The following is a 22,955-nucleotide window of genomic DNA, read 5'->3' as shown; positions in this document are numbered from 1 at the left end:
AAAGGATGCTGGAGGTATCGGAAGTGCGAATGCTGACATGAGTAGCGATAAAGGGGGTGAAAGGCCCCCTCGCCGTAAGCCCAAGGTTTCCTACGCAACGTTCATCGGCGTAGGGTGAGTCGGCCCCTAAGGCGAGGCAGAGATGCGTAGCTGATGGGAAGCAGGTTAATATTCCTGCACCGTCGTATGATGCGATGGGGGGACGGATCGCGGAAGGTTGTCCGGGTGTTGGAAGTCCCGGTCCCTGCATTGGAGAAGGCGCTTTGGCAAATCCGGGCGCAGGATTCAAGGATGTGGGGCGAGCGGCCTAGTGCTGCGAAGCAATCGGAAGGGGTCCCAAGAAAAGCCTCTAAGCTTCAGTCATACGAGACCGTACCGCAAACCGACACAGGTGGGCGAGATGAGTATTCTAAGGCGCTTGAGAGAACTCGGGAGAAGGAACTCGGCAAATTGGTACCGTAACTTCGGGATAAGGTACGCCCTGGTAGCTTGACTGGCCTGCGCCAGAAGGGTGAAGGGGTTGCAATAAAATGGTGGCTGCGACTGTTTAATAAAAACACAGCACTCTGCAAACACGAAAGTGGACGTATAGGGTGTGACGCCTGCCCGGTGCCGGAAGATTAAATGATGGGGTGCAAGCTCTTGATTGAAGTCCCGGTAAACGGCGGCCGTAACTATAACGGTCCTAAGGTAGCGAAATTCCTTGTCGGGTAAGTTCCGACCTGCACGAATGGCGTAACGATGGCCACACTGTCTCCTCCCGAGACTCAGCGAAGTTGAAGTGTTTGTGATGATGCAATCTCCCCGCGGCTAGACGGAAAGACCCCATGAACCTTTACTGCAGCTTTGCATTGGACTTTGAACCGATCTGTGTAGGATAGGTGGGAGGCTTTGAAGCGAGGACGCCAGTTCTCGTGGAGCCGTCCTTGAAATACCACCCTGGTTTGTTTGAGGTTCTAACCTAGGCCCGTGAATCCGGGTCGGGGACAGTGCATGGTAGGCAGTTTGACTGGGGCGGTCTCCTCCCAAAGTGTAACGGAGGAGTTCGAAGGTACGCTTGGTACGGTCGGACATCGTACCTAAAGTGCAATGGCAAAAGCGTGCTTAACTGCGAGACCGACAAGTCGAGCAGGTGCGAAAGCAGGACATAGTGATCCGGTGGTTCTGAATGGAAGGGCCATCGCTCAACGGATAAAAGGTACTCTGGGGATAACAGGCTGATACCGCCCAAGAGTTCATATCGACGGCGGTGTTTGGCACCTCGATGTCGGCTCATCTCATCCTGGGGCTGTAGCCGGTCCCAAGGGTATGGCTGTTCGCCATTTAAAGAGGTACGTGAGCTGGGTTTAAAACGTCGTGAGACAGTTTGGTCCCTATCTGCCGTGGGCGTTGGAATCTTGACGGGGGCTGCTCCTAGTACGAGAGGACCGGAGTGGACGTACCGCTGGTGTACCTGTTGTCTCGCCAGAGGCATCGCAGGGTAGCTATGTACGGAAGAGATAACCGCTGAAAGCATCTAAGCGGGAAACTCGCCTGAAGATGAGGATTCCCTGGAGCCTCGAGCTCCTTGAAGGGTCGTTCAAGACCAGGACGTTGATAGGCTGGGTGTGGAAGCGCAGTAATGCGTTAAGCTAACCAGTACTAATTGCCCGTAAGGCTTGATCCTATAACCAGTGCGTTTAGCGCGTTCGATACGCGCCGCTGGTCTCCGCATACGTGCCATACAGCACAACCTACGCTACATCCCAATACGCCCGATTGGCCCCAAGCCAGTCCGGCAACCCTTTATGCCTGGTGACCATAGCAAGTCGGAACCACCCCTTCCCATCCCGAACAGGACCGTGAAACGACTTCGCGCCGATGATAGTGCGGACTACCCGTGTGAAAGTAGGTCATCGCCAGGCTCTCCATTCAAAAACGCCCCAGATCCCAACAGGTCTGGGGCGTTTTGCTTTGCGGCGGGCCGAAATAGGGCGACTTCAGCAGCGCTTCCCCGCTTGCCGCAAGTGCCTCACAATGCCGGTTTCGCGACCGCGCCTCTCATCCTTTATCTGAAAGTGACCACGCCATCCGACCATTGCTGGTACCTGTACCTGCTCGAATGCGCCGATGGCAGCCTCTATACCGGCATCACCACCGATGTCGCACGCCGATTCGCGCAGCACCAGGCGGGCACGGGTGCGCGCTATACGCGCTCGCGCAAACCGATCGCGATCGCCGCGCAGCTGCGTTGTGCCGACCGGGCGGAAGCGTCACGGCTGGAAGCGCTGGTCAAGCGCCTGCACGTCGCGCGAAAACGAGAGCTGTGCGCGTTGCTGGAGCTGGACCAGGCCGACATGCCGGATTTGCTGGCGTGGCTTCGCGACGGCGGCCGTCCATCCACGGCCGCCGCGCCGCTTGGGGAAGCGTGATTTGTTGGTGAGCAGGGCCCACACTTTCCTTCCCGCACTTTCCTTCCCGCACTTTCCTTCCCGCACTTTCCTTCCTTAAGGCTCGTTTAAGTCTCGGCCCCTAGCATGTCCTCGTCGCGCCCCCCGTGGGCGCCTGAATCAACGAGGAGAACCAGATGATTCGCCGAACTGTTGCTCGTACCGCCATCGCCATTGCCGCCGTGGGCGTGCTGGCAGGCGGGTACAACTATCTCCAGAAGGAAGCGGTGTCATCGAGCTATGCCGCCCCGACTCCGGTGGTCGCGCAGGTCAGCGCCGCGCCGGGCCGCGCGATGGCAACGCCGACCGATTTCTCCGGCATCGTCGACCGTTACGGTCCGGCCGTCGTCAATATCAGCGTAACCGCACGCGCGCAGCGCACCGCGGCGCAGATGCCGCCGGGCATGGACCCCGACGATCCGATGTTCCAGTTCTTCAAGCGCTTTGGCATTCCGTTCCCCTATGGGCCTCAGCCGGACCAGCCGCAATTGGCGCGCGGGCTGGGCTCGGGCTTTATCGTCAGCCAGGACGGCATGATCCTGACCAACGCGCACGTCGTCGATGGCGCGCAGGAGGTCGTCGTCAAGCTGACCGATCGTCGGGAGTTCAAGGCCAGGGTGCTGGGCGTCGACAAGCAGACCGACATCGCGGTGATCAAGATCGATGCGAAGGACCTGCCGACCGTGCAGCTGGGTGACCCGTCTCAGGTTCGCGTCGGCGAGCCGGTCGTCGCGATCGGTTCGCCGTACGGCTTCGAAAACACCGTGACCGCCGGCATCGTCAGCGCGAAGTCGCGCGCGCTGCCTGACGATACCTATGTGCCGTTCATCCAGACCGACGTCGCGGTAAACCCCGGCAACTCGGGCGGCCCGCTGTTCAATCAGCGCGGCGAAGTGATCGGCATCAACTCGCAGATCTACAGCCGCACCGGCGGTTATCAGGGCCTGTCGTTCGCGATCCCCATCGACGTCGCCACCAAGGTTCAGCAGCAGCTGGTTGCGCATGGCAAGGTCACGCGCGGACGCCTGGGCATCGGCGTGCAGGAGGTCAACCAGGCGTTGGCGCAGTCGTTCGGCTTGCCGAAGCCGGCCGGTGCGCTGGTCAATACGGTCGAGCCGGATGGCCCGGCGGCGAAGGCGGGCCTGAAGCCCGGCGACGTCATCGTGCAGATCGGCGATGACACCGTCGACCGTTCGACCGACCTGCCGGAACACGTCGCCGATCTGAAACCCGGCACCGAAACGAAGCTGAAGGTCGTACGCGAGGGCAAGCCCATTACGCTGACCGTCAAGGTAGGCGCGGCCAACGAGCAGACCGTCGCGCAAAAGAGCGATGGCGCCGAGTCTGGCGGCAAGCTTGGCCTCGCGGTGCGGCCGCTGTCGCCAGCGGAGCAGCGCGAGAGCGGCATCGCCGGCGGCCTGGTAGTCGAGGGCGCGTCGGGTCCCGCGGCACGCGTCGGCATTCAACCCGGCGACGTGATCCTGGCCTTCAACGGCACGCCGATCAAATCGGTCGAGCAATTGCGCACGATGGTGTCGAAGGCTGGCAAGGAAGTAGCGCTGCTGGTGCAGCGTGACGACACGCAGCTGTTCGTGCCGATCGAACTGGGCTGATCGAACTCGGCAGACCGAAAGGCGCGCAAGGCGTCGCGCACGGGCGATCGATAGACGATCGCCCGTGCGCGACGCCATTTTTGTCAGTGCGCTGTCGCGCGCCAGCGTATACGACGAGGTATACGCGCCCGTATACGACCCCGTATACCTGTCGTATACGCGCCGACGTCGACGGCAGGTATACGTATACGTACCCACCCCGAAATCGTTGCCCAGAGCGGTTTTCCGGGCTGCATAGCCACACAGGAACGCAATCACGGCGTATCATCTCGACTGCGATGCATGACGAGGCATCGGTGCCATCGTCTTGTGGACTCGATCGAAAAGGAAGTCTATGCAGTTGGATCTCACGCGTGCATCTACGGTGACGGCGACCGACCGGGCGCGGCGCATGCCGCGCGCGACGCCGTCGCCCCGTCGTCGCAAGAAGGTAGAGGTCACCTACTGGGAGCGCGGCTATCGTTCCCACTACTACCGCAACGAGCGCGGCGACAAGCTGGGCGAAGTACATCTGTCCGAGCGTGGCGAAGTGCCCGTGGTCTATCGCTGGGCGGCCGGCAACTATTCGGGGGCCGAAGGGTCGCTGGCGCACGCGCGCATGCGCGTCGAAGAGACCGTGGGCTTCGGCATGCGCCAGCTGCCGTTGTTCTGACGACGGCTACGCTGCCGGGCAACACCCTCACATCGACCGCAGCCTCCGCCGCAGTCCCGCGCGGCGCGCTCCATCGAGCCGACGCTGCCACAGCATCGCCGCCGCGCACCGCGCCAGCAGCGCGATCGAGCGATACAGATCCTCGCACGCCATCAGCCTTGCCTATCGATGCACGAGTCAGTGGCGGCCGCGCGCTACGTCGGTTCTGCTTCGAGGCGCGCCGCGCGCGCTTCTGGCATCATCCGGTTATTCGCGCGCGAAACCGCCCCCTTCGCGCCTGGCTGAACCCGCGGCAAAGCCTGTTGCCTCGCCGCCTTGCCCGTCCCGCTGTCGCCATGACGACCCCTGCCGCTCCCCAACATCCCGATGCAATCGGCGACGCCGCCGCGCCGCCCGCCACGTCCTCATTCGATGCGCAGGAACTCGAGGCGCTCGCCGCGGCGTTTCACCGCGACGGCTTCGTGGTGCTGCGTGGCCTGGCGGAGCCCGCCCTGTGCGATGCGATGGAGCGCGTGGCGCGAGCCCAGCTCGGCGCGGCGGTCGAGCCGGTCGAATACGAAGCCGAACTGGGTTATCCCGGGGCACCCCGCAGCCGCGACGCGGCGGGCGGAGCGACCGTGCGGCGCCTGCGCCAGGCCTACGATCGCGATCCGGTATTCCAGCAATGGGCGACCGACCCACGCGTGGCCACGCTGGTCACCGCGCTGCTGGGCGAGCCGGCGCAGCTGACGCTGGCCCACCATAACTGCGTGATGACCAAGCATCCGACCTATGGCAGCCAGACCGGCTGGCATCGGGACACGCGCTACTGGTCATTCGCCAGTCCGGAGCTGGTGACGGTGTGGCTGGCCCTGGGAAAAGAAGACGAGAGCAACGGCGCGCTGCGCGTGATACCCGGCTCGCATCGGGTCGCGCTGGAGCCTGGGCAGCTCGATGCCGCGGAGTTCCTGGTGGACAGCCATCCGGCCAGCGCGGCGCTGCTGGCGGGCGCGACGCCGCTGTCATTGCAGCGTGGCGACGTGCTGTTCTTCGACAGCCGGCTGTTCCATAGCGCGGGGCAGAACCTGTCCGACGCGGTCAAGCTGTCGGTGGCCTTCGCCTATCTGGGACTGAGCAACCGGCCGCTGCCCGGCACGCGTTCGGCGCAGCACGGCATGGTGCAACTGCCCGCGCCGATGGCGAGCTGAAGCGCTGAATCTGAAGCGCCGAATCTGAAGCGCTGAATCCGAAGAAACGGGAAGGCGCAGCCGTCAGGTCCGCAGGCTGACCAGATTGGTGATCTTCTCCGACGCTTCGAGCAGCGGCGGCAGGAAACGGCGCACCATCTCCTCGGCGCTGGTGCGGTTGGCCTGACCACTGATGTTCATTGCGGCGATGACTTGGCCGGCGCGATTACGGATCGGCGCCGACAGCGACACCAGTCCTTCCTCGAGCTCCTGATCGTTCTGCGCCCATCCCTGTGCGCGGATGCGCGCGATGATCGCCTTCAGTTCGTCGATATCGGTGACCGTGCGCTGCGTGCGCTTGCGCAGATCGCTGGCGTGCAGCACGCGGTCGAGTTCCTGGTCGGACAGTCCGGCCAGCAGCACGCGGCCCATCGATGAGCAATAGGCGGGCAGCCGGCTGCCGATCGACAGATTGATCGTCATGATCTTGCGCGCGGGCACGCGCAGCACGTAGACGATTTCCGTCCCGTCCAGTACCGATACCGAGCAGCTTTCATGGACCTGCTGCGACAGCGCCTCCATGATCGGCTCGGCCAGGTTCCAGAACGGCATCGAGGTCAGATAGGCGAAGCCGAGGTCGAGGATCTTCGGCGTCAGCCGGAACAGCCGGCCGTCCGCCTCGACATAGCCCAGGCCCACCAGCGTCAACAGGATGCGGCGGGCGCCGGCCCGGGTCAGCCCGCTGGCCTGCGCGATTTCCGTCAGGGTCTGGGCCGGACGCTGGGCGTTGAAGGCGCGGATCACCGACAGCCCGCGCGCGAAGGACTGGACGTAGCTGTCGCTGGGCTTCTCGGCCGCGGTGCCGGCGTTGCCGGTGCTGCCCTGCGTTTCGGCGGCGGACGGCTGGGAATCCTGGGAATCGTTCGGGGCGTGGCTGGCCATCGAGGTATACGGCTGGATGCCGAATGCGCACGGAAAGGCCGAAAGAGTAGTGGAAAAGGCCGCAAACCGCCAGAGGGGCATGCCGCAATGCCCCGTTGTGCCGCAGACCGCGGCGGGTCGCGCCCGGCAGCGCCCGAGGCCTGGCGCCGCGGGCGCCACGCTCAGCGGAAACTCTTCTGTACCAGCACGAAGCCCGCGATCAGCATGCAGACCAGCGCGAAGCCGTGCAGCAGATCCATGCCGGCCAGCAGCGTGGCCTGGCGGTCCACCTCCTGCGAGAGCCGCGCCAGATCGAAGCTGGAGAGCCCGCCGCCCTGCTGCAGCGCGGGCTCGAAGCGCGTCACGTGCTCCACCAGATGGGTGCGGTGCGTGGCCGCGCCTTGCTGCATCCACATGCTGGCCAGCCCGGTGCCCGTGGCCGAGGCGATCTGCTTGCAGACGTTCTTGAACTGGTAGGCGTGGGCGAAGTCCTCGACCGGCAGATCGAGATAGGTCATCGAGGCGACCTGGATCATCAGCAGCACCGGCGTCAGTCCCTCGAGCAGCACCACCGGTACCAGCGCGTAGTCGGGCGCACCCGGCATCAGCCGCTGCGACAGCAGCATCGCGGCGCAGGCGTAGACCACCAGGCCGGCCGCAATCACCCGCCGCTTGCGGAACACCATCGCCATGCACAACGTCAGCACGACCGCGCCGATTGCCGACACGGTGCCGCTGACCGACAGCAGCATGCTGGTGGTGCGGAAGGTCAGGCCCAGTCCGCTCTGCGTCAGCGTCGGCAGCAGGTAGGCCCAGATCGCCGACAGCAGGTAGTACAGCGTGTAGAAGCCCAGGCCATACAGATACCGCCTGCCGAGCAGCCGCGACGGATCGATCCACGGGTCCTGGTGGCGATGCAGCCGCCAGGCGCAGAACAGCAGCAGCGCCAGCCCGGCGGCGGCCATCAGCGGCATGTGCGGCGTGCTGAAGAAGCGCGTGTAGCGCATCTCCTGCAGCGTGTGCAGCAGCACCAGCGCGCCGGCGGCGGCGCTGAGCGCCGCGGGCCAGTCCAGCGTCGATACCGGCGGATGCGGGTCGCGCGGGCCGCGGCGCGGGTAGGTCAGCGCCACCAGTGCCAGCACCGGCAGCGCGATCACGGCCTGGAACAGGAACACCGCGCGCCAGCCGATCTCGTCGAGGAAGATGCCGGTCAGCCACGGCGTCACCGCCAGCAGCCCGAACGATCCCAGCCCGAAGCGCAGCAGCAGCGGGGCGCGTTCGGTGGGCGCCGTCAGCAACTGCACGAGGATGCGCGAGGCCGCGAACAGGCCGCCGGCGCCCAGGCCCTCGACGGTCTTGCCGACGATCAGGCCGGTGGGGGAGCCGGCCTCCGCGCACAGGATCGCGCCGAGCACGAACACGACCAGCGACGCCATCGTGAAGCGCTTGTAGGTGATGCGCCGCGCGATCTGGTCGAGCAGCATGTTCATCAGCACGGCGGCCGCGGCATAGGCGCTGACCGCGTACAGGTAGTCGCTCGGCGTCGCATTGACGCCGCCCTGGATGTGCTGGCTCGCCACCGCCATCATCAGCGTCGACGAGAAGTCGAGCCCGGTGACCAGCCCTAGCGTCAGCCCGAATGCCGACAGCCGCAGCGGTCCCATCTCGGGGTGCGAGGCGAGACGCAGCGAAGGTGTCGGGGAGGGATTTGGCGCGGGCAGACCCGCCGGCAAAGGTTGGTGGGGCATGGGCGCCAGCTTAGCCGCGCACGCGTGCGCGAAAAACCGGCTGCGCTGGAAACTTCGTCCGGCTGTCGGAACAATCGGCGCCGCGCGCGCCCATGAAAAATGTCTGCAGGCGCAGGCCGCGAAAAGGGGGAGTCGTGCCGGTCGTACCGGGTCGTTGCGATCAGCGACCGCCAGATGCGCCGTCATCCTGTTGCCGCGCATAAACCACCAGCCGCAGGTGCCGGTCTTCGTCAACCGTCAACGACGTATGCTCGAACGGCTCGGCCTGGCCGTCGACCACCAGCCTGCGCACGCCATTGCAGGGCGCATGAACATCGTGCTGCCGCCACCACGCCTTGAACTCTGGCGCCACCCGTTCCAGCTCGTCCACCAGTTCATGAATATCGGCTTCCTGCGAGGCGCGGGCGAAGTCGCGGCGGAAGCTCGACAACATCAGCGGAGCCTGTTCCTCCCATGCGTCGATGCGCGCGTGCAGCAGCGGATCGGTGAACAGCAGCCACAACAGGTTGCGCCGCTCGGGCGCATGCGTTGCGAAGCCGAAAAGCGCGTCGGCTGGCGCATTGAAGCCAAGCACGTCCCAGCGCAGGTTGAGTACGAAGGCAGGGTGCGGCAGGTCGTGCATCAAGCGTCGGACCAGCGGCGGCAGCACGCACCAGGTCTTGCCCGGCTCGGCAGGCGGGCGTTCGTGGGCCAGCAGGAAGAGGTGACGGCGCTCGGCGGCATCCAGTTTCAGTACCCGTGCCAGGTTGTCCAGAAAGGTCGCCGACACCCCTATGTCGCGTCCTTGTTCCAGCCATGTGTACCAGGTCAGCCCGACGCCAGCGAGCGCTGCGACTTCCTCGCGCCGCAGTCCCGGCGTGCGGCGACGGCCACCGCTGGGCAAGCCCAGGTCGACGGGCGAAAGGCGCTCGCGGCGCGCCCGCAGGAAGGCCGCCAGATCGGAGCGGGTTCGTTCCAAGCTTCGCATCGCTATCCCATTACTTTAAGTAATAGCATAAGCTGTTAAATTGTAATTGTTTAACAAGGATTCGAGAATGATTGCGCCTTTACTCGGGATACGCAAGATGAACTGGAATTCCTGCTTGGCGGCGCTGCCGGCGCGCGCCGTCAATGGCCCGCCGTGGCTAGGTTTGTCCGTTCTGCTGCTGGCCGGTTTCGTCACGATCTTCGACCTGTTCGTGGTCAATGTCGCCATCCCCAGCATGCAGGCCGGACTCGGCGCGAGTTTTGCGCAGATCGGTTTCATCGTGGCCGGCTACGAGCTGGCCTTCGGAATCCTGCTGATTACTGGCGGCCGGCTGGGCGACTGGTTCGGGCGACGGCGCTTGTTCATCGTCGGCATGGCGGGCTTCACCATGGCCTCGGCCTTGTGTGGCTTGGCCCCCGGCGCGGGATTCCTGATCGGCGCGCGGGTGTCGCAAGGGCTGGCGGCAGCCCTGCTGTTTCCACAGGTCTATGCGTCGATCCGCGTCAATTTCGACGGCGACGATAGCCGCCGCGCCTTCGGACTGCTGGGAATGACGCTGGGCCTGGCTGCCATCGCCGGGCAGGTGCTGGGTGGCTGGCTGGTGCATGCGGACCTGTTCGGGCTGGGCTGGCGCAGCATCTTCCTCATCAATGTTCCCATCGGGCTGTTCGCCATCGCGGCGGCACGCTACATCCCCGAATCTCGCGCGCCGCAACGACCGGCCCTGGACTGGACGGGCGTGGCGATGGTCAGCGCCGGGCTGGCGTTGCTGCTGGTGCCCCTGATCGAGGGGCCGGGCCAACGCTGGCCGGCCTGGAGCTTCTGGTCGCTGGGCGTAGCGGTAGCGCTGCTGGCGCTGTTCCATCGGCAGCAGGAGCAGCGGCGAAGGGCTGGCGGCTTGCCTCTGGTGGATATGCGGCTACTGGCCCAACGCCGCTTCGCGCTGGGCGCGGTATTGGTGCTGCTGGTCTATTCCACGTCCAGTTCCTTCTTCCTGTGCTTCGCCTTGCTGGTGCAGACCGGGCTGGGCCTCGACCCCTTCGTGGCGGGCAGCATCTTCGCGCCGTGCAGCGTGGGCTTCGTGTTGGCGTCGCTTGCCGCGCCGCGGCTGGTGGCGCGCTGGGGAACGCGCGCCATCGTCGCGGGTGCGCCGGTCTACGCGGTCTCCATCGGACTGCTGATCGTGCAGGTGCGGATGGCGGGCGCGGAACTGGTGCCCGCGCGGCTGATTCCCGTGCTGGTCGTGGTCGGTGCGGGCCAGGGTTTCGTCATGACGCCACTGCTGAATCTGGTGCTGGGCTTCGTCGAGGAGGCACAGGCGGGGATGGCCTCGGGGTTGATCTCGACAGTGCAGCAGATCGGCGCGGCGTTGGGCGTGGCGGTGGTCGGCATCCTGTTCGGTGCGGCGCTGGCTGCCGATGAAGGCGTCGCCGCACAGGCTGGGCAATATGCCTCGGCCTTCGTAACCGGGATGCTCTACAACCTCGGCGCGGCTCTGCTGGTCTGCGTGCTGTTGCTGATGCTGGCGAGAACCCAGCGGTCGGCAGGCTGACTGTATCGGCGTTTGGCGCAGTCCACAGGAATGCGGCACTGAAGTCATGGTGAAATGAAAAAACCGGCCCGCAGGCCGGTTTTCATTGGCACGCCGAAGGGCGCGCGAGGACGTCAGGCGCCCTGGCCGAAGCGATCGCGGTTGTCCGACACGTGGTCGGCGCGCGCGCCGTCCGTGTAGGCATCGACGCTGCGGGCGCCATCGGTGTAGGCGTCCACCGTGCGGGCGCCGTCGGTGTACGGGTCGGCCTTGCCGACGTGCATCGAGGCGCCTTCGAGACGCAGCACGTCGCGCTCGAGCGTGGTGGCGTGCAGCGCGGTGGCGGACAGGGACAGGCCGGCGGCGCAGAGCAGCGCGAAGGCCAGGCGACGGGGTTGTGCAAGAGTCTTCATGGTTTTTTTCCTTTGATCAAAGCCGTGTGGCCGGCGTCAGCCGACCACACCGCCCGAATCTACGCCCGTCGTTGGCGTGGAAAAAGAGGCTCTGCAGCAACACACTGTTCAGGCATGCGGACAATGGCCGCGAACCATCGTCTGGACAAGACCGCGCTGGCGGCAGCGGGACAAGCGGGGTTCAGAGCAGATGCCGCAGGCCGAACAGGTTGACGCTCAGTCCGGCGATCACCATCAGCAGCACCTGCGCGAGGATGAACAGCACCAGCGGCGAGATGTCGAAGCCGCCCAGGCGCGGGATCACGCGGCGGATCGGATCGAGCAGCGGATCGGTCAGCTGCTGGATCACCGGGGTGATCGGCGAATGCGGATTGACCCAGGACAGGATCGCCATCAGCAGCGTGACCCACATCACCAGGCTGATGCCCCACTTGAGCACGTTGAGCACCGCGATGCCGAGCACGGCGGGCAGCAGGCCGAACGGACTGCCGGCGGTCAGTCCGATCACCGCGAGCAGGAACACCACGGCGGTCAGCCAGGCCGCGACCACGGTGGCCCAGTCGATGCCGCCGACGCCGGGAATGATCCGCCGCAGCGGCCGTACCAGCCAGTCGGTGACCTGGAACACCGCATGCGAGATCGGATTGCGCGCGGGCAAGCGCGTCAGTTGCATCCACAGCCGCAGCAGCAGCGCCATGCCGAAGAGCGTGAAAACGGTGTCGAGCAGAAAGATGGCGATTTGCGAGAGCATCGGATTTCCGTGGTCGTGACGCAGGTGTCTGCGGACGCACAGATTCTGCCATACCCGCAATGCCCCGCGTAGCGCAACGGTGGCCCCGGCCGCAGAGGCGTGCCGGTGCGCCGCGCCGTGTCTGGCCGCCTTGCCGCGCACCTATAATGACGGCCGACTCCAGATTGCGGCCGCGCTGCCACGCCGGCCGCGCCATCGCACGCCATGAACCAGCCCCGTTCCCCGAGCGCCGCCGAGCTTGCCAAGCAGGACTTCGAGGCGCTGTCCGACTTCCGCTACCAGCTGCGGCGCTTCATGCGTTTCTCCGAAGACGCCGTGCGCGAGGAGGGCCTGACCGTGCAGCAGTATCTGTTGCTGCTGCATATCCGCGGCTTTCCCGGGCGCGACTGGGCCTCGATCGGCGAACTGGCCGAGCGGCTGCAGGCCAAGCAGCACGGCGTGGTCGCGCTGGTCAATCGCTGCGAGGCGGCCGGGCTGGTCAAGCGCAAGACCAACGCGGCCGACCGCCGCGTGGTCCAGGTCCATCTGCAGCCCAAGGGCGAGCGTTGCCTGAACCGGCTGGCGCTGCTGCATCGAAGCGAACTCGAATCGCTGCGCCACACGTTCCGCATCGCGCGCCTGACCGCCTTCAACGACGACGGCGTGTCGCGCGGCTAGGGCACGCGCGTCAGGCCGGCTGCGCCAGCGCCTGCGCGAGGAAGGTGAGGGCGCGGCCGTGGGCCAGCACCGCCGACGGCTGGTGATAGGAGCCGCGGGCCCAGCAATTGAAGCCGTGATCGGCGCCCGGATACACGTGGACCTCGGCGCGCGCGTTGCCGGCCATCGCGGCGCGCACCTGTTCGACCGCCTCGGGCGGAATATTGGCGTCGCGCTCCCCATAGTGGAACTGGATCGGGACGCGTACGGAGCCGGCCTGGTCCAGGCGGCGCTGGATTCCGCCGCCGTAGTAGGGCACCGCCGCGTCGACCAGACCGCGCGCCGCGCCCAGATACGCCAGCAGACCGCCGAAGCAGTAGCCGACCGCGGCGATCCGGCCGTCCGGCCCGATCTGCGCGCGCAGCGCCTGCGCCGTCAGCGCGATGTCGTCGACGATGACATCGGGATCGGTGGCCTTGTACAGCGCCATCGCGCGTTCCTTGTCGGCGCCCACATAGCCGAGCTCGATGCGCTGCGCCTCGCGCCAGAAGATGTCCGGCGCCATCACGACGTATCCATCGAGCGCGTATTGGTCCGCCACCGCGCGGATATGTTCGTTGACGCCGAAGATCTCCTGGATCAGCACGATGCCTGGTGTGCCGGGGCGCGTGCCGCCGGGCGGCAGGCTCAGGTAGGCATCGAACGCATGCGGGTCGGTGCCGACGCGGATCCAGCGGCGCAGCGTATCGTTTGCGGACAGGGTTGCGGTCATCGTTTCCTCCATCGGTAGGGCGCACAGGGTAAGGCAAGCCGCGCGAGCTTGCCAAGCGCGCACGGTCGGCCGCAGCCCCATCGAGGACGCTGCCCACATCGCATGTAGGCGGATTCCGACAAGCGCCGGGGCCGGCGGCGGACGGCGGTTCCGTGCAGGGCTTGCCATACTGCTGGCGGAGGTCCGCCGGACATCCTGGTCCTGCTGCGCCTCCTTTCGTTTCCGCAGGGATGCCGATGACCGCTGAAGACGCGCCTGAAGACCGGCATGGTGCAGCCGGCGTAGCGAGGACGGAGCGCCGCGATGGCGCACCGCCTGCCGGCGCCGGCCATCGCGCGCCTGACGCCACCACCGCGCGGCTGCTGCAGCCGGGCCGCAACTGCTGGCGCATCGAACGCGCGTCGCGCTTCGCCATGCTGGTCGATGGCGACGAGTACTTCCGCGCGCTGCGCTCGGCGCTGACCCGGGCGGAACACACGGTCTTCATCCTCGGCTGGGACATCGACAGCCGCTTCGAACTGGTGCCCGGCGGCGCCGACGACGGCTTTCCGCGCGGGCTGCGCGATTTCCTCGACGCGCTGGTGCGGCGCCGCCGCCGGCTGCGCATCTACGTGCTCAGCTGGGACTTCGCGATGGTCTACGCGATGGAGCGGGAATGGCTGCCGGCGGTCAAGCTGGACTGGCAGACCCATCGCCGGCTGTCGTTCCGGCTCGACGCCCGCCATCCGGTGGGTGCCTCGCATCACCAGAAGGTGGTCGTGATCGACCACAGCCTGGCCTTCGTCGGCGGACTGGATCTGACGCGGTGCCGCTGGGACACACCCTCGCATGCGCTGCAGGACCCGCGCCGTGTCGACCCGGACGGCAAGCCCTATGGGCCGTTCCACGACGTGCAGGCCGTGGTCGAGGGCGACGTGGCGCGTGCCCTTGGCGAGATGGCCGCCGAGCGCTGGCGCCGCGGCACCCGGCGCGAGCCGCGCGCACCCGATCCCGCGGATGTCCGCGGCCGGCGGCTATGGCCCGATGGCGTCACCCCGCTGCTGACCGATGTGCCGGTGGCGATCGCGCGCACCGCGCCGGCGTTCGCCGGCGATCCCGGCGTCGGCGAAATCCGCGCGCTGCATCTGGACGCGATCGCCGCCGCGCGCAGCACCCTGTATCTCGAGAACCAGTATTTCAGTTCGGGCGTGCTGGCCGACGCGTTGGCCGCGCGGCTGGCCGAGCCGGAGGGCCCCGAGGTCGTGCTGGTCTCGCGCCGCAGCGAAAGCGGCTGGCTGGAGGAGCACAGCATGGGTGTGCTGCGCGCCCGCGCGCATCGCAAGCTGCGCAGCGTCGATGCGGGGCATCGCTATCGGCTCTATTACCCGCAACTGCCCGGCGAGGGCGAACCCGGCCCCGACGGCGCCCCGCTGCCCGGCATCAACGTGCACAGCAAGGTCATGGTGGTCGACGACACCTTGCTGACGATCGGCTCGGCCAATCTGAACAATCGCTCGATGGGGCTCGACACCGAATGCAACCTGGTGATCGAGGCCGGCGGCGATGACCGCATCGCCGCGGCGATCCGGGCGATGCGCGCGCGGCTGGTGGCCGAGCACCTGGCCTGCGATGCCGACGAACTGGCCGCGGCCCATGCGCGCGGCGAGCCGCTGCACGAGACCATCGCGCGATGTCATCGGCCCGCTCAACGGACCCTGCAGGCCTTCGATCCGCCGCTGGTCCCCGAAGTGGATGCCGTGGTGCCCGACGAGCGGCTGCTGGACCCGATCGAGCCGATCGATCCGGACGGGCTGGTCGATGAGTTCCTGACGCACGAGGCGCGTCCGCGTGTCATCGGCCGGCTGGGCGTGGCGATCCTGCTGCTGGTGGTACTGGCGGGCCTGGCATTTGCATGGCGCTATACGCCGCTGCGCGAATGGGCCGACTTCCGCCGCGTGCTCGATGTGGTCGAGCAGATCCGCGACATGCCGATGGCGCCGCTGGCGATGCTCGGCGCCTATGTCGCCGCGGGACTGGTGATGGTGCCGGTGACGCTGCTGATCGTGGTCACGGTGATCGTGTTCGGCCCGGTCAAGGGCGCGCTGTGCGCGCTCGGCGGCGTGGTGCTCAGCGCCGCCACCGGCTACGGCATCGGCCGCTTCGTCGGGCGCGATGCGGTACGGCGCTATGGCGGCAAGCGCTTGAACGCGTTGAGCCAGCAGGTCGGCCAGCACGGCCTGCTGGCGATGGTGGTGCTCCGGCTGGTGCCGGTCGCGCCGTTCACACTGGTCAATCTGGTGGTGGGGGCCTCGCGCATCCGTTTTCGCGACTGCCTGCTCGGCACGCTGATCGGCATGACGCCCGGCATCGTGATCTCGGCCTCGCTGGTCGACCGCATCGCGGCGGTGGCGCGCAATCCGAACCCGCTGACGGTCGCGCTGCTGCTGCTGGTGCTGCTGATCCCGCTCAGCGTGCTATGGCTGCTGCGCCGGCGCCGGCGCGCGGATGCCGCGCAGGCGGCGCAGGCCGCGGAGGCGGCCCAGGCCGCCAGGGAGGCCCAGGTCGCGCAGGCGATGCAGCCGGCGCAGACCTCCCAGGCGGTGCACCGCGCCGCCATCGGCGAACCCCGCCATGGAGGGCATGCATGAGTCGGATCTATCCATTCCGTGCCGGCGACGTCGTGGAACCGGTCGCGCAGACACCGAGGGAGGCCGCCGCCGCCGCGGCGCCGGCGCAGTTCCTGGTGGCCAGCTACAACATCCACGGCGGCATCGGCGTGGACGGACGTTTCCTGCCGAAGCGGATCGCCGGCGTGCTGTCGGAACTGCAGGCGGACATCGTCGCGCTGCAGGAGGTCGAATCGCGCAGCACCGGCTTCGACATGCTCGCTTATCTGCGCGACCAGACCGGCTATCACGCGATTCCCGGACCGACGCTGACCCGGCACGACGGCGAATACGGCAACGCGCTGCTGACGCGCTTTCCGCCGAGCCGGATCCGGCAGATCGATCTGAGCGTGGGCCGCCACGAACCGCGCGGCGCGATCGACGCGACGCTGAGCTGTCCCGACGGCGTCCATGCCGCCCCGCTGCGGGTGATCGCCACCCATCTGGGGCTATGGCCCGGCGAGCGGCGCATGCAGGTGCGCAGGCTGCTGACCTCGCTGGCCGAGCAGCCGGGGGTGCCCACCGTGCTGCTGGGGGACGTCAACGAATGGTTCCTGTGGGGTCGGCCGCTGCGCTGGCTGCACGCGTACTTCGACGGTGCGCCGCATGTGGCGACGTTCCCGTCGCGGATGCCGGTGCTGGCGCTGGACCGGCTCTGGTGTTGTCCGCGCTCGGTGCTGGCCTCGGTGTCGAGCCACCGCAGCGCGCTGGCACGGGTTGCGTCGGATCACCTGCCGCTGCTGGCGCGGCTGCAAGCGCGGCCGGCGGTGCCGGCGGCCGCGTCATCCGCGGCGGTGGCGGACGAGGAAGCCGACCTGGCGCGCCAGGCCGATCAGCCGTCGCGATAGGCGTCCAGGCGGTTGTACAGTGTCTTCAGGCTGATGCCGAGCGCCTGCGCCGCGCGGCGCTTGTCGCCGTCGAAGCGTGCCAGCGTGGCGAGGATCAGGCCGCGCTGCGCGTCGGCCAGCGTGGTGCCGATGCGTACGTTCAGCACGCCGTCGGCGGCGGTGGGCAACGGCGGCTGCGACGCGATGTTCGGGTTCGGCAGTTCGATCACGCGGTCGGCCAGGATGAAGGCGCGATAGACCGTGTTGCGCAGCTCGCGCACGTTGCCGGGCCAGCCGTACTGGCACAGCCGCTCGAGTGCGCTGGCCGAGAACACCTTGTCGGTGCCTTCGGCGGCGTTCAGCTCGGCCAGGAAGTGCCTGGCCAGCGGAACGATGTCCTCGCGCCGTTCGCGCAATGGCGGAATATGCAGCGGCACCACGGCGAGCCGGTACAGCAGGTCTTCGCGCAGCACGCCGCTGCGCACGGCCTCGAGCGGATCGCGATTGGTCGCCGAGACGATGCGAACGTCGCAGACCACCTGGGCGTCGCCGCCGACGCGATGGAAGGTGCGCGTCTCCAGCACCCGCAGCAGCTTGATCTGCATGTCGGGCGCCATTTCGGTGACCTCGTCCAGGAACAGCGTGCCGCCGTGCGCCTGTTCGAAATAGCCGGCCTTCTGCTGCATCGCGCCGGTGAATCCCCCCTTTTCGTGGCCGAACAGCTCCGATTCGATCAGCGTCGGCGCGATCGCGCCGCAGTTGACGGCGACGAAGGGTTTGCCGCGCCGGTTGCTGCGCTCATGTATCGCGCGGGCCACCAGTTCCTTGCCGGTACCGCTTTCGCCGACGGCCAGCATCGGCACATCGGTGGCCGCCACGCGGGGAATCTGCTCGAGCAGCCGGCGCATCGCCGGCGAGGTGCTGCGCCACAGGAGCGCAAAGTCGTCGCGCGCCGGCCCCTGGCCGCCGTCCTCGCGTGGGTGGTCCCGCGCGGATTCCCGATGGCGGGAGCGCGTCGTGTCCGGCAGATCGTTCGAGGTGCTGGTCGACATGTAGCGAAAGGCGGAGCGGAAAATAGAGACAGGCGGTCGGCGGACGGTGGTCGCGGGCGGCACGGCCAGCGGCAGACGCGCGCGATCCACGGCTTGGCGAGAGCCGCATTGCGGTTCGCGTAACGCAATGCTAGCTTGCGATCGCGCGGGCCACCATTGCAGTTTGTCCGACAAGCCGGTACGGCGCGGCCACCAGCGGATGTCAGACTAACACCGGTATGGCGGCGCCTGGCGCTTGCATAGAATGGGGTCTATTCAGGGCAGCAACGCCCGCCGCGGCGGCAACGGCCGCGGCGCCTGTCTCATTTCCACCATTCCGGTCAAGGGTTTCAGCGGCCGGCATCAGTCAAGCCTATGCCTCACATCCTGATCGTCGACGACGACGAGAACACCTGTGCAGCGCTGGCCGAGATCGCCGCGGCGGAGGGCTTCACCGCGGCCACCGCGGGCGACCTGCGCGAAGCGTGCCTGCAGATCGGCTGGCAGATGCCCGATGCGGTGCTGGCCGATCTGAAGCTGCCCGACGGCGACGGCAAGGATCTGTTCAACGAAGTCGGCTCAGCCGGCGTCGATATCATCCTGATGACCGGCTACGCCAGTGTCGAGAGCGCCGTCGAGGCGCTGCGCCTTGGCGCGACCGACTACCTGGTCAAGCCGATCAACGTGGCCCGCCTGCAGACGGTGCTCAAGCGCATCGCCACCACGGGCGATCTGAAGGCGGAGGTGCGCTCGCTGCGTGGCGAGCTGCGCCGCTACGGCCGCTTCGGCCGGCTGCTGGGCAGCTCGGAGGCGATGCAGGCGGTCTATGACCAGATCAGCAAGGTCGCGCCGACCGAGGCCACGGTGCTGCTGGTCGGCGAAAGCGGTACCGGCAAGGAGCTGGCCGCGCAGACGGTGCACGAGCTGTCGCCGCGCCGGCGCCAGCCCTTCCTCGCCGTCAACTGCGGCGCGATCTCGCCGAACCTGATCGAATCCGAGATGTTCGGCCACGAGCGCGGCAGCTTCACCGGCGCCGAGCGCCAGCACAAGGGCTATTTCGAGCGCGCGGCCGGCGGCACGTTGTTCCTCGACGAAATCACCGAGATGCCGATCGAGCTGCAGGTCAAGCTGCTGCGCGTGCTCGAGGCCGGCACTTTCATGCGTGTGGGGACCAATCGCGAGCTGCGCGCCGACGTGCGCGTGGTCGCGGCGACCAACCGCAATCCGGAGGAGGCGGTCGCCGAAGGCAAGCTGCGTGCGGACCTGTATCACCGTCTCAACGTGTTCCCGATCGAACTGCCGCCGCTGCGCACCCGCGGCGACGACGTGGCGCAGCTGGCCGGGGCCTTCCTCGATCAGCTCAACGCCGAACACGGCACGCAGCGCCGCTTCGGGCCGGACGTGCTGGCCAATCTGCGGCTGCATTCGTGGCCGGGCAATGTGCGCGAGCTGCGCAACTTCGTGCAGCGCGCCTTCATCATGGCCGAGGACGACGTCATCGCCGAATCGCCGGTGCCGTTGCAGGCTGCCGCCTCGCAGGTGCCCGCCACCGCGATCGTCACGGTGCCCGTCGGCATGTCGCTGGCGGACGCGGACCGCGAGCTGATCTTCGCCACGCTGGAGCAATGCGCCGGCGTCAAGAAGCACGCGGCGGAGATCCTCGGCATCAGCCTGAAGACGCTGTACAACCGGCTCGAGGAGTACGCGGCCGGCGGCAAGTTGCCGGAGTCGTTCAAGACCTCCGGCAATGGCGCCAACAGCGGAACCAACAGCGGCGCGCACGAGCGCCCGCCCGCCGCCAGCTGACCCTGCACGAGACTGTCCTGCCCGCCCCCCCACCACCGAAGCCTCGGGCTGGCCCGAGGTATGCTTCGGCTCGGAAATCCGGCCCACCGCAATGGCGCGGCGACCCTGAGATGACCCAAACCTCCATGTCCAAGCGACCTCTCCCCTCCAGCCGCGCCGATGCGGAAAACGGTGGCCAATCCGGTGGCCAGTCCGGCGGGGCGGGCACCGAACACTGGGTGCCGGCGACTGTCGATGCCACCTCGGAAGTCACGACGCTGATCGACCAGGTGTCGCACGATCTGCGCTCGGCGCTGAACGGCGTCCAGAGTTGGGCCTACGTGCTGGACCATTCGCTGGACGCGCCCACCGCGTCGGTGCAACGGGCACTGGCGGGCTTGCGTACCGCGATGCAGCAGCAGGTCGCGCTGATCCAGCATATGGAAGAGGCGGTGCGGTTGCTGGCTGACGAGGCCGAGCCGCAATGGCAGGCGGTCGATCTCGCGGCCGCGATGGCGCAGGCGATGGAGTCGGTCAAGCCGGCCGCCGAAGCGCGCCGCGTCACGCTGGCCGATGTGCTGGTGCACGAAGACCGCGGCGGCCGCGGCGATGTCCTCGTGCTGGCGGACCCGCGACGGCTCGAGCCGATGCTGCGCCATCTGGTGTTGCATTGCCTGAAACAGGCGCGCAACGGCGACACCATCGACGCGCATCTCGAACCGATGGACGACCAGGTGAAGCTGCGCCTCACCGAGAGCCGCGCGACATCCGATCGCATCAAGGAGCGCCTGTCGGTACTGTCCGAGTTTTTCCGGCGCGACGTGGGCAACGCCGGCGCCGCGCCGGCGCGCCAGAGTTCGGCGCTGCTGCTGGCGCGCCGCATGGCGGAGCTGCATGGCGCGACGCTGGGGGCTGAACCGTCGACCCAATGCGAGCAGGACGGCGACAGCGCCTGCATCGCGGTGACCTTTCCGCGCGTGCCGCCGGCGGCCGCGGCGGCAGGCCATGAGGCGCCGTTCGGTCCGTCCGCGGGTCCGGCCTGACGGAGACCGCAGGGCCTGACGCGCACCAGGTCCAGCGCTGTTTCCCGGCTGCTGGATCCGCCTTTTTTCCCGCCCTTCGTCTGTCGTTTTCTCCCCTTCTTTTTTCCCGCCTTTCCCCCCTTTTCACACGCGCGCACCGGCCGCTCGCGACGCCAGTACTTTTTACGTGCGATGCACTTTGTGCAACGCCGAGTGCTGTCGTATGCGCCGCTTGCGCGCCGGTCCCGGCATCTTCGCTTCTGGCCCGTCGCTTGCATCTGTTTCGCTATTCCAAACGAGCAGGAGCCGATGATGCAGAAGGCCAAGACCGGGTCCGCACCCGCCCATGGATCCGCCGCGAAGTCTGCCTCCGCCAGCGCGGCAAAGCCGGGCAAGAAGGCCGACCGGCAGGACGACGTGAAACAGAGCGACGCCTGTACGTATCAGCAGGCGGTCGACGAATCGGTGGAGATGACCTTCCCGGCGAGCGACCCGATTTCACCGAGCGCCGCCATGCATGCCGAGAAGGAGACCAGCACCGACGTGGACGACACCGACTGGGAAATCGAACCGGGCAGCGCGCATCAGCCCGAGGGCACGCGTCCCGCGGCCGAGCGCAAGGGCGCCGCCGAGGGGGCCGCCAAGGGGGCCGCCAAGTCTGCAACGAAATCCACGTCGAAGGCCAAGTCCTGATGCCAGCCTGGCTGGCGTCGCGACCGCCGAACGCCATGCCGAATTCGATTGCCGATCCATCGCTCGCCAAGCGGGTGTCTGCCAACCGATTCGAAGGAGCCAGCATGTCCCTGATCATCGCCGGACGCTTTGATACGTTCGCCCAGGCCGAGGCGGCGGCGGGCCAGTTGTTTGCCCGCGGTTTCGCCGAGGACGACGTGACCCTGTTCTTCGTCAATCCCCCGGGGCAGCACGGACGCTTCCCGCTCGGCGGCGACGTGGCGGTCGATGCGGGTACCCGCAAGGCAGGGGCGGGCGCGGGCCGCGGCATCGTGTTCGGCGCCATCGCCGGTGCCGTGATCGGCGCGGTGGCGCTGGCCCTGATGCAGGCCTCCGTGCTGGTGCTGGCGCTGGCCACGGGCCTGGGCGCCTACCTGGGTTCCCTGGTCGGCGCGCTGTCGATGACGCGCGACCCCGACCGCGTCTCGAACGCGCCGGATCCCAATCGCCAGGTCAAGACCGAGCGCGATGCCGGCGTGCTGCTGGCCGTGCATGTCAATCCCGATACGCGCGAGACCGCCGCCGAGGTATTGCGCCAGGCCGGCGCCAAGGACGTCGAGCGCGCCTACGGGCGCTGGAGCGAAGGCCGCTGGGTCGATTTCGACCCGCTCGCGCCGCCGGTACCGGCCAGCCGTCCGTGAGGCTTGCCGGTCCAATGCGAGCCGCGGCCGCGGCGATCAGGGGCGCGAGCGCGCCGTTGTGTCAACCGATAACCGAAGCAGGAGCCGCCAATGAATCCACTGGACAGAGACCCGCGCGATCCGCGAGACATCAGAGACCCACGCGATCCGCGCGATCCCCGCGATCCGCGTGACATGCGCGATCCCGCCGCGGCACGCGCGCCTGCCGGCGCGACCATCGTCGGCGATGTCGATACCAATGCGAGCGGGCCCGGCCCATTCGTGATGGCCGCCGATACCTTGGAAGGCAACAGCGTGATCGGACCGGCCGGCGAGGACCTCGGCACCATCGACCACATCATGCTCGACGTGCAGGGCGGCCGTGTCGCCTATGCGGTGCTGTCGTTCGGCGGCTTCCTCGGCATCGGCGAGAAGCTGTTCGCGGTGCCGTGGTCGGCGCTGACGCTCGACACGCGTCGCAAGTGTTTCGTGCTGGGGGTCGACAAGGACAAGCTGAAGGCCGCGCCCGGCTTCGACAAGGACCACTGGCCGGCGATGGCCGACCCCCAATGGGCGACCAGCATTCACCAGTACTACGGGACCTCGCCGTATTGGAAGGAGGACTCGTACGATCCGTGGGCATGATGGCCCGCCTGATGCCGCGGTTGAGGCCTCCTTGGGGCCCACTTGAGGC

The 22,955-nt window shown here is 67.3% G+C and carries 20 protein-coding genes and 2 rRNA genes (1 of these 22 cut by a window edge); 15 read left to right on the top strand and 7 right to left on the bottom strand.

What is annotated here, in order from left to right; translation table 11 throughout:
• The 6 genes from M1D55_RS09020 to M1D55_RS08995 form a co-directional block, all read left to right on the top strand.
• Positions 1–1,666 (top strand): 23S ribosomal RNA (locus M1D55_RS09020) (it extends 1,215 nt beyond the left edge of the window).
• Positions 1,667–1,790: 124 nt separating this feature from the next.
• Positions 1,791–1,904: ribosomal RNA gene (gene rrf / locus M1D55_RS09015) — 5S ribosomal RNA — on the top strand.
• Between the two features lie 102 nt (positions 1,905–2,006).
• Positions 2,007–2,411 carry a GIY-YIG nuclease family protein gene (locus M1D55_RS09010; protein WP_231906628.1) on the top strand — a complete coding sequence of 135 codons (405 nt, stop codon included), beginning with the start codon at positions 2,007–2,009 and terminating at the stop codon, positions 2,409–2,411.
• Between the two features lie 155 nt (positions 2,412–2,566).
• Complete coding sequence (locus tag M1D55_RS09005) at positions 2,567–4,042, top strand: DegQ family serine endoprotease (RefSeq protein WP_456280688.1); 1,476 nt, start codon at positions 2,567–2,569, stop codon at positions 4,040–4,042.
• Between the two features lie 334 nt (positions 4,043–4,376).
• Positions 4,377–4,694 carry a hypothetical protein gene (locus M1D55_RS09000; RefSeq protein WP_006577865.1) on the top strand — a complete coding sequence of 106 codons (318 nt, stop codon included), beginning with the start codon at positions 4,377–4,379 and terminating at the stop codon, positions 4,692–4,694.
• A gap of 335 nt (positions 4,695–5,029) precedes the next feature.
• Complete coding sequence (locus tag M1D55_RS08995) at positions 5,030–5,881, top strand: phytanoyl-CoA dioxygenase family protein (RefSeq protein WP_006577866.1); 852 nt, start codon at positions 5,030–5,032, stop codon at positions 5,879–5,881.
• Positions 5,882–5,944: 63 nt separating this feature from the next.
• Here M1D55_RS08995 and M1D55_RS08990 read toward each other — a convergent pair whose 3' ends face one another.
• The 3 genes from M1D55_RS08990 to M1D55_RS08980 all read right to left on the bottom strand — a co-directional run bounded on the left by M1D55_RS08990 (position 5,945) and on the right by M1D55_RS08980 (position 9,496).
• On the bottom strand, positions 5,945–6,802 hold the full coding sequence (locus M1D55_RS08990; RefSeq protein ID WP_064577310.1) for an IclR family transcriptional regulator: 858 nt from the start codon (positions 6,800–6,802) through the stop codon (positions 5,945–5,947).
• A gap of 161 nt (positions 6,803–6,963) precedes the next feature.
• Positions 6,964–8,529, bottom strand: a complete 1,566-nt coding sequence (locus tag M1D55_RS08985; protein ID WP_456280687.1) for an MFS transporter — start codon at positions 8,527–8,529, stop codon at positions 6,964–6,966.
• A 160-nt stretch (positions 8,530–8,689) separates the two neighbouring features.
• A complete protein-coding gene (locus tag M1D55_RS08980) occupies positions 8,690–9,496 on the bottom strand; it encodes a helix-turn-helix transcriptional regulator (RefSeq protein ID WP_064577314.1) in 807 nt (268 codons plus the stop codon).
• A 97-nt stretch (positions 9,497–9,593) separates the two neighbouring features.
• Between M1D55_RS08980 and M1D55_RS08975 the strand changes: the two genes are divergently transcribed.
• Positions 9,594–11,048 (top strand): MFS transporter, encoded by a 1,455-nt coding sequence (locus tag M1D55_RS08975; protein ID WP_456280686.1) that lies wholly within the window; start codon positions 9,594–9,596, stop codon positions 11,046–11,048.
• A gap of 113 nt (positions 11,049–11,161) precedes the next feature.
• Here M1D55_RS08975 and M1D55_RS08970 read toward each other — a convergent pair whose 3' ends face one another.
• Together M1D55_RS08970 and M1D55_RS08965 are read right to left on the bottom strand one after the other, a co-directional pair.
• The gene (locus M1D55_RS08970) at positions 11,162–11,440 is read right to left on the bottom strand and encodes a hypothetical protein (protein WP_006577871.1); all 279 of its coding nucleotides are present in this window, start codon (positions 11,438–11,440) and stop codon (positions 11,162–11,164) included.
• Positions 11,441–11,621: 181 nt separating this feature from the next.
• Complete coding sequence (locus M1D55_RS08965; RefSeq protein WP_006577872.1) at positions 11,622–12,191, bottom strand: YggT family protein; 570 nt, start codon at positions 12,189–12,191, stop codon at positions 11,622–11,624.
• Positions 12,192–12,395: 204 nt separating this feature from the next.
• Between M1D55_RS08965 and M1D55_RS08960 the strand changes: the two genes are divergently transcribed.
• A complete protein-coding gene (locus tag M1D55_RS08960; protein ID WP_006577873.1) occupies positions 12,396–12,848 on the top strand; it encodes a MarR family winged helix-turn-helix transcriptional regulator in 453 nt (150 codons plus the stop codon).
• Positions 12,849–12,858: 10 nt separating this feature from the next.
• Here the strand turns inward: M1D55_RS08960 and M1D55_RS08955 are convergent, their stop codons facing one another.
• On the bottom strand, positions 12,859–13,599 hold the full coding sequence (locus M1D55_RS08955; protein ID WP_456280685.1) for a dienelactone hydrolase family protein: 741 nt from the start codon (positions 13,597–13,599) through the stop codon (positions 12,859–12,861).
• Positions 13,600–13,835: 236 nt separating this feature from the next.
• Here M1D55_RS08955 and M1D55_RS08950 point away from each other — a divergent pair, with 236 nt between their 5' ends.
• Both M1D55_RS08950 and M1D55_RS08945 read left to right on the top strand, forming a co-directional pair.
• Positions 13,836–16,226, top strand: a complete 2,391-nt coding sequence (locus tag M1D55_RS08950) for a VTT domain-containing protein (RefSeq protein ID WP_456280684.1) — start codon at positions 13,836–13,838, stop codon at positions 16,224–16,226.
• Entirely contained in the window at positions 16,223–17,092 is an 870-nt protein-coding gene (locus M1D55_RS08945; RefSeq protein ID WP_456280683.1) for an endonuclease/exonuclease/phosphatase family protein, read from the top strand. Before M1D55_RS08950 ends, M1D55_RS08945 begins: the two co-directional genes overlap by 4 nt.
• On the opposite strand, the gene M1D55_RS08940 is transcribed toward M1D55_RS08945, so the two are convergent.
• Positions 17,077–18,123 (bottom strand): sigma-54 interaction domain-containing protein, encoded by a 1,047-nt coding sequence (locus tag M1D55_RS08940; protein WP_064577347.1) that lies wholly within the window; start codon positions 18,121–18,123, stop codon positions 17,077–17,079. The two genes, M1D55_RS08945 and M1D55_RS08940, sit on opposite strands and share 16 nt — an antisense overlap.
• A 354-nt stretch (positions 18,124–18,477) precedes the next feature.
• Between M1D55_RS08940 and M1D55_RS08935 the strand changes: the two genes are divergently transcribed.
• From M1D55_RS08935 to M1D55_RS08915, 5 genes are all read left to right on the top strand, one after another.
• Positions 18,478–19,908, top strand: a complete 1,431-nt coding sequence (locus M1D55_RS08935; protein WP_006578627.1) for a sigma-54-dependent transcriptional regulator — start codon at positions 18,478–18,480, stop codon at positions 19,906–19,908.
• Between the two features lie 110 nt (positions 19,909–20,018).
• Positions 20,019–20,930 carry a sensor histidine kinase gene (locus M1D55_RS08930; protein ID WP_231906626.1) on the top strand — a complete coding sequence of 304 codons (912 nt, stop codon included), beginning with the start codon at positions 20,019–20,021 and terminating at the stop codon, positions 20,928–20,930.
• A gap of 288 nt (positions 20,931–21,218) precedes the next feature.
• A complete protein-coding gene (locus M1D55_RS08925) occupies positions 21,219–21,602 on the top strand; it encodes a hypothetical protein (RefSeq protein WP_064577323.1) in 384 nt (127 codons plus the stop codon).
• 104 nt (positions 21,603–21,706) lie between these two features.
• A complete protein-coding gene (locus M1D55_RS08920; protein WP_043437069.1) occupies positions 21,707–22,282 on the top strand; it encodes a hypothetical protein in 576 nt (191 codons plus the stop codon).
• Between the two features lie 174 nt (positions 22,283–22,456).
• Entirely contained in the window at positions 22,457–22,906 is a 450-nt protein-coding gene (locus M1D55_RS08915) for a PRC-barrel domain-containing protein (RefSeq protein WP_006578623.1), read from the top strand.
• The last annotated feature ends 49 nt before the right edge of the window (positions 22,907–22,955 follow it).

Source organism: Cupriavidus sp. JZ107, from assembly GCF_053903255.1.
This window is presented reverse-complemented; position numbering and strand designations above follow the sequence as displayed.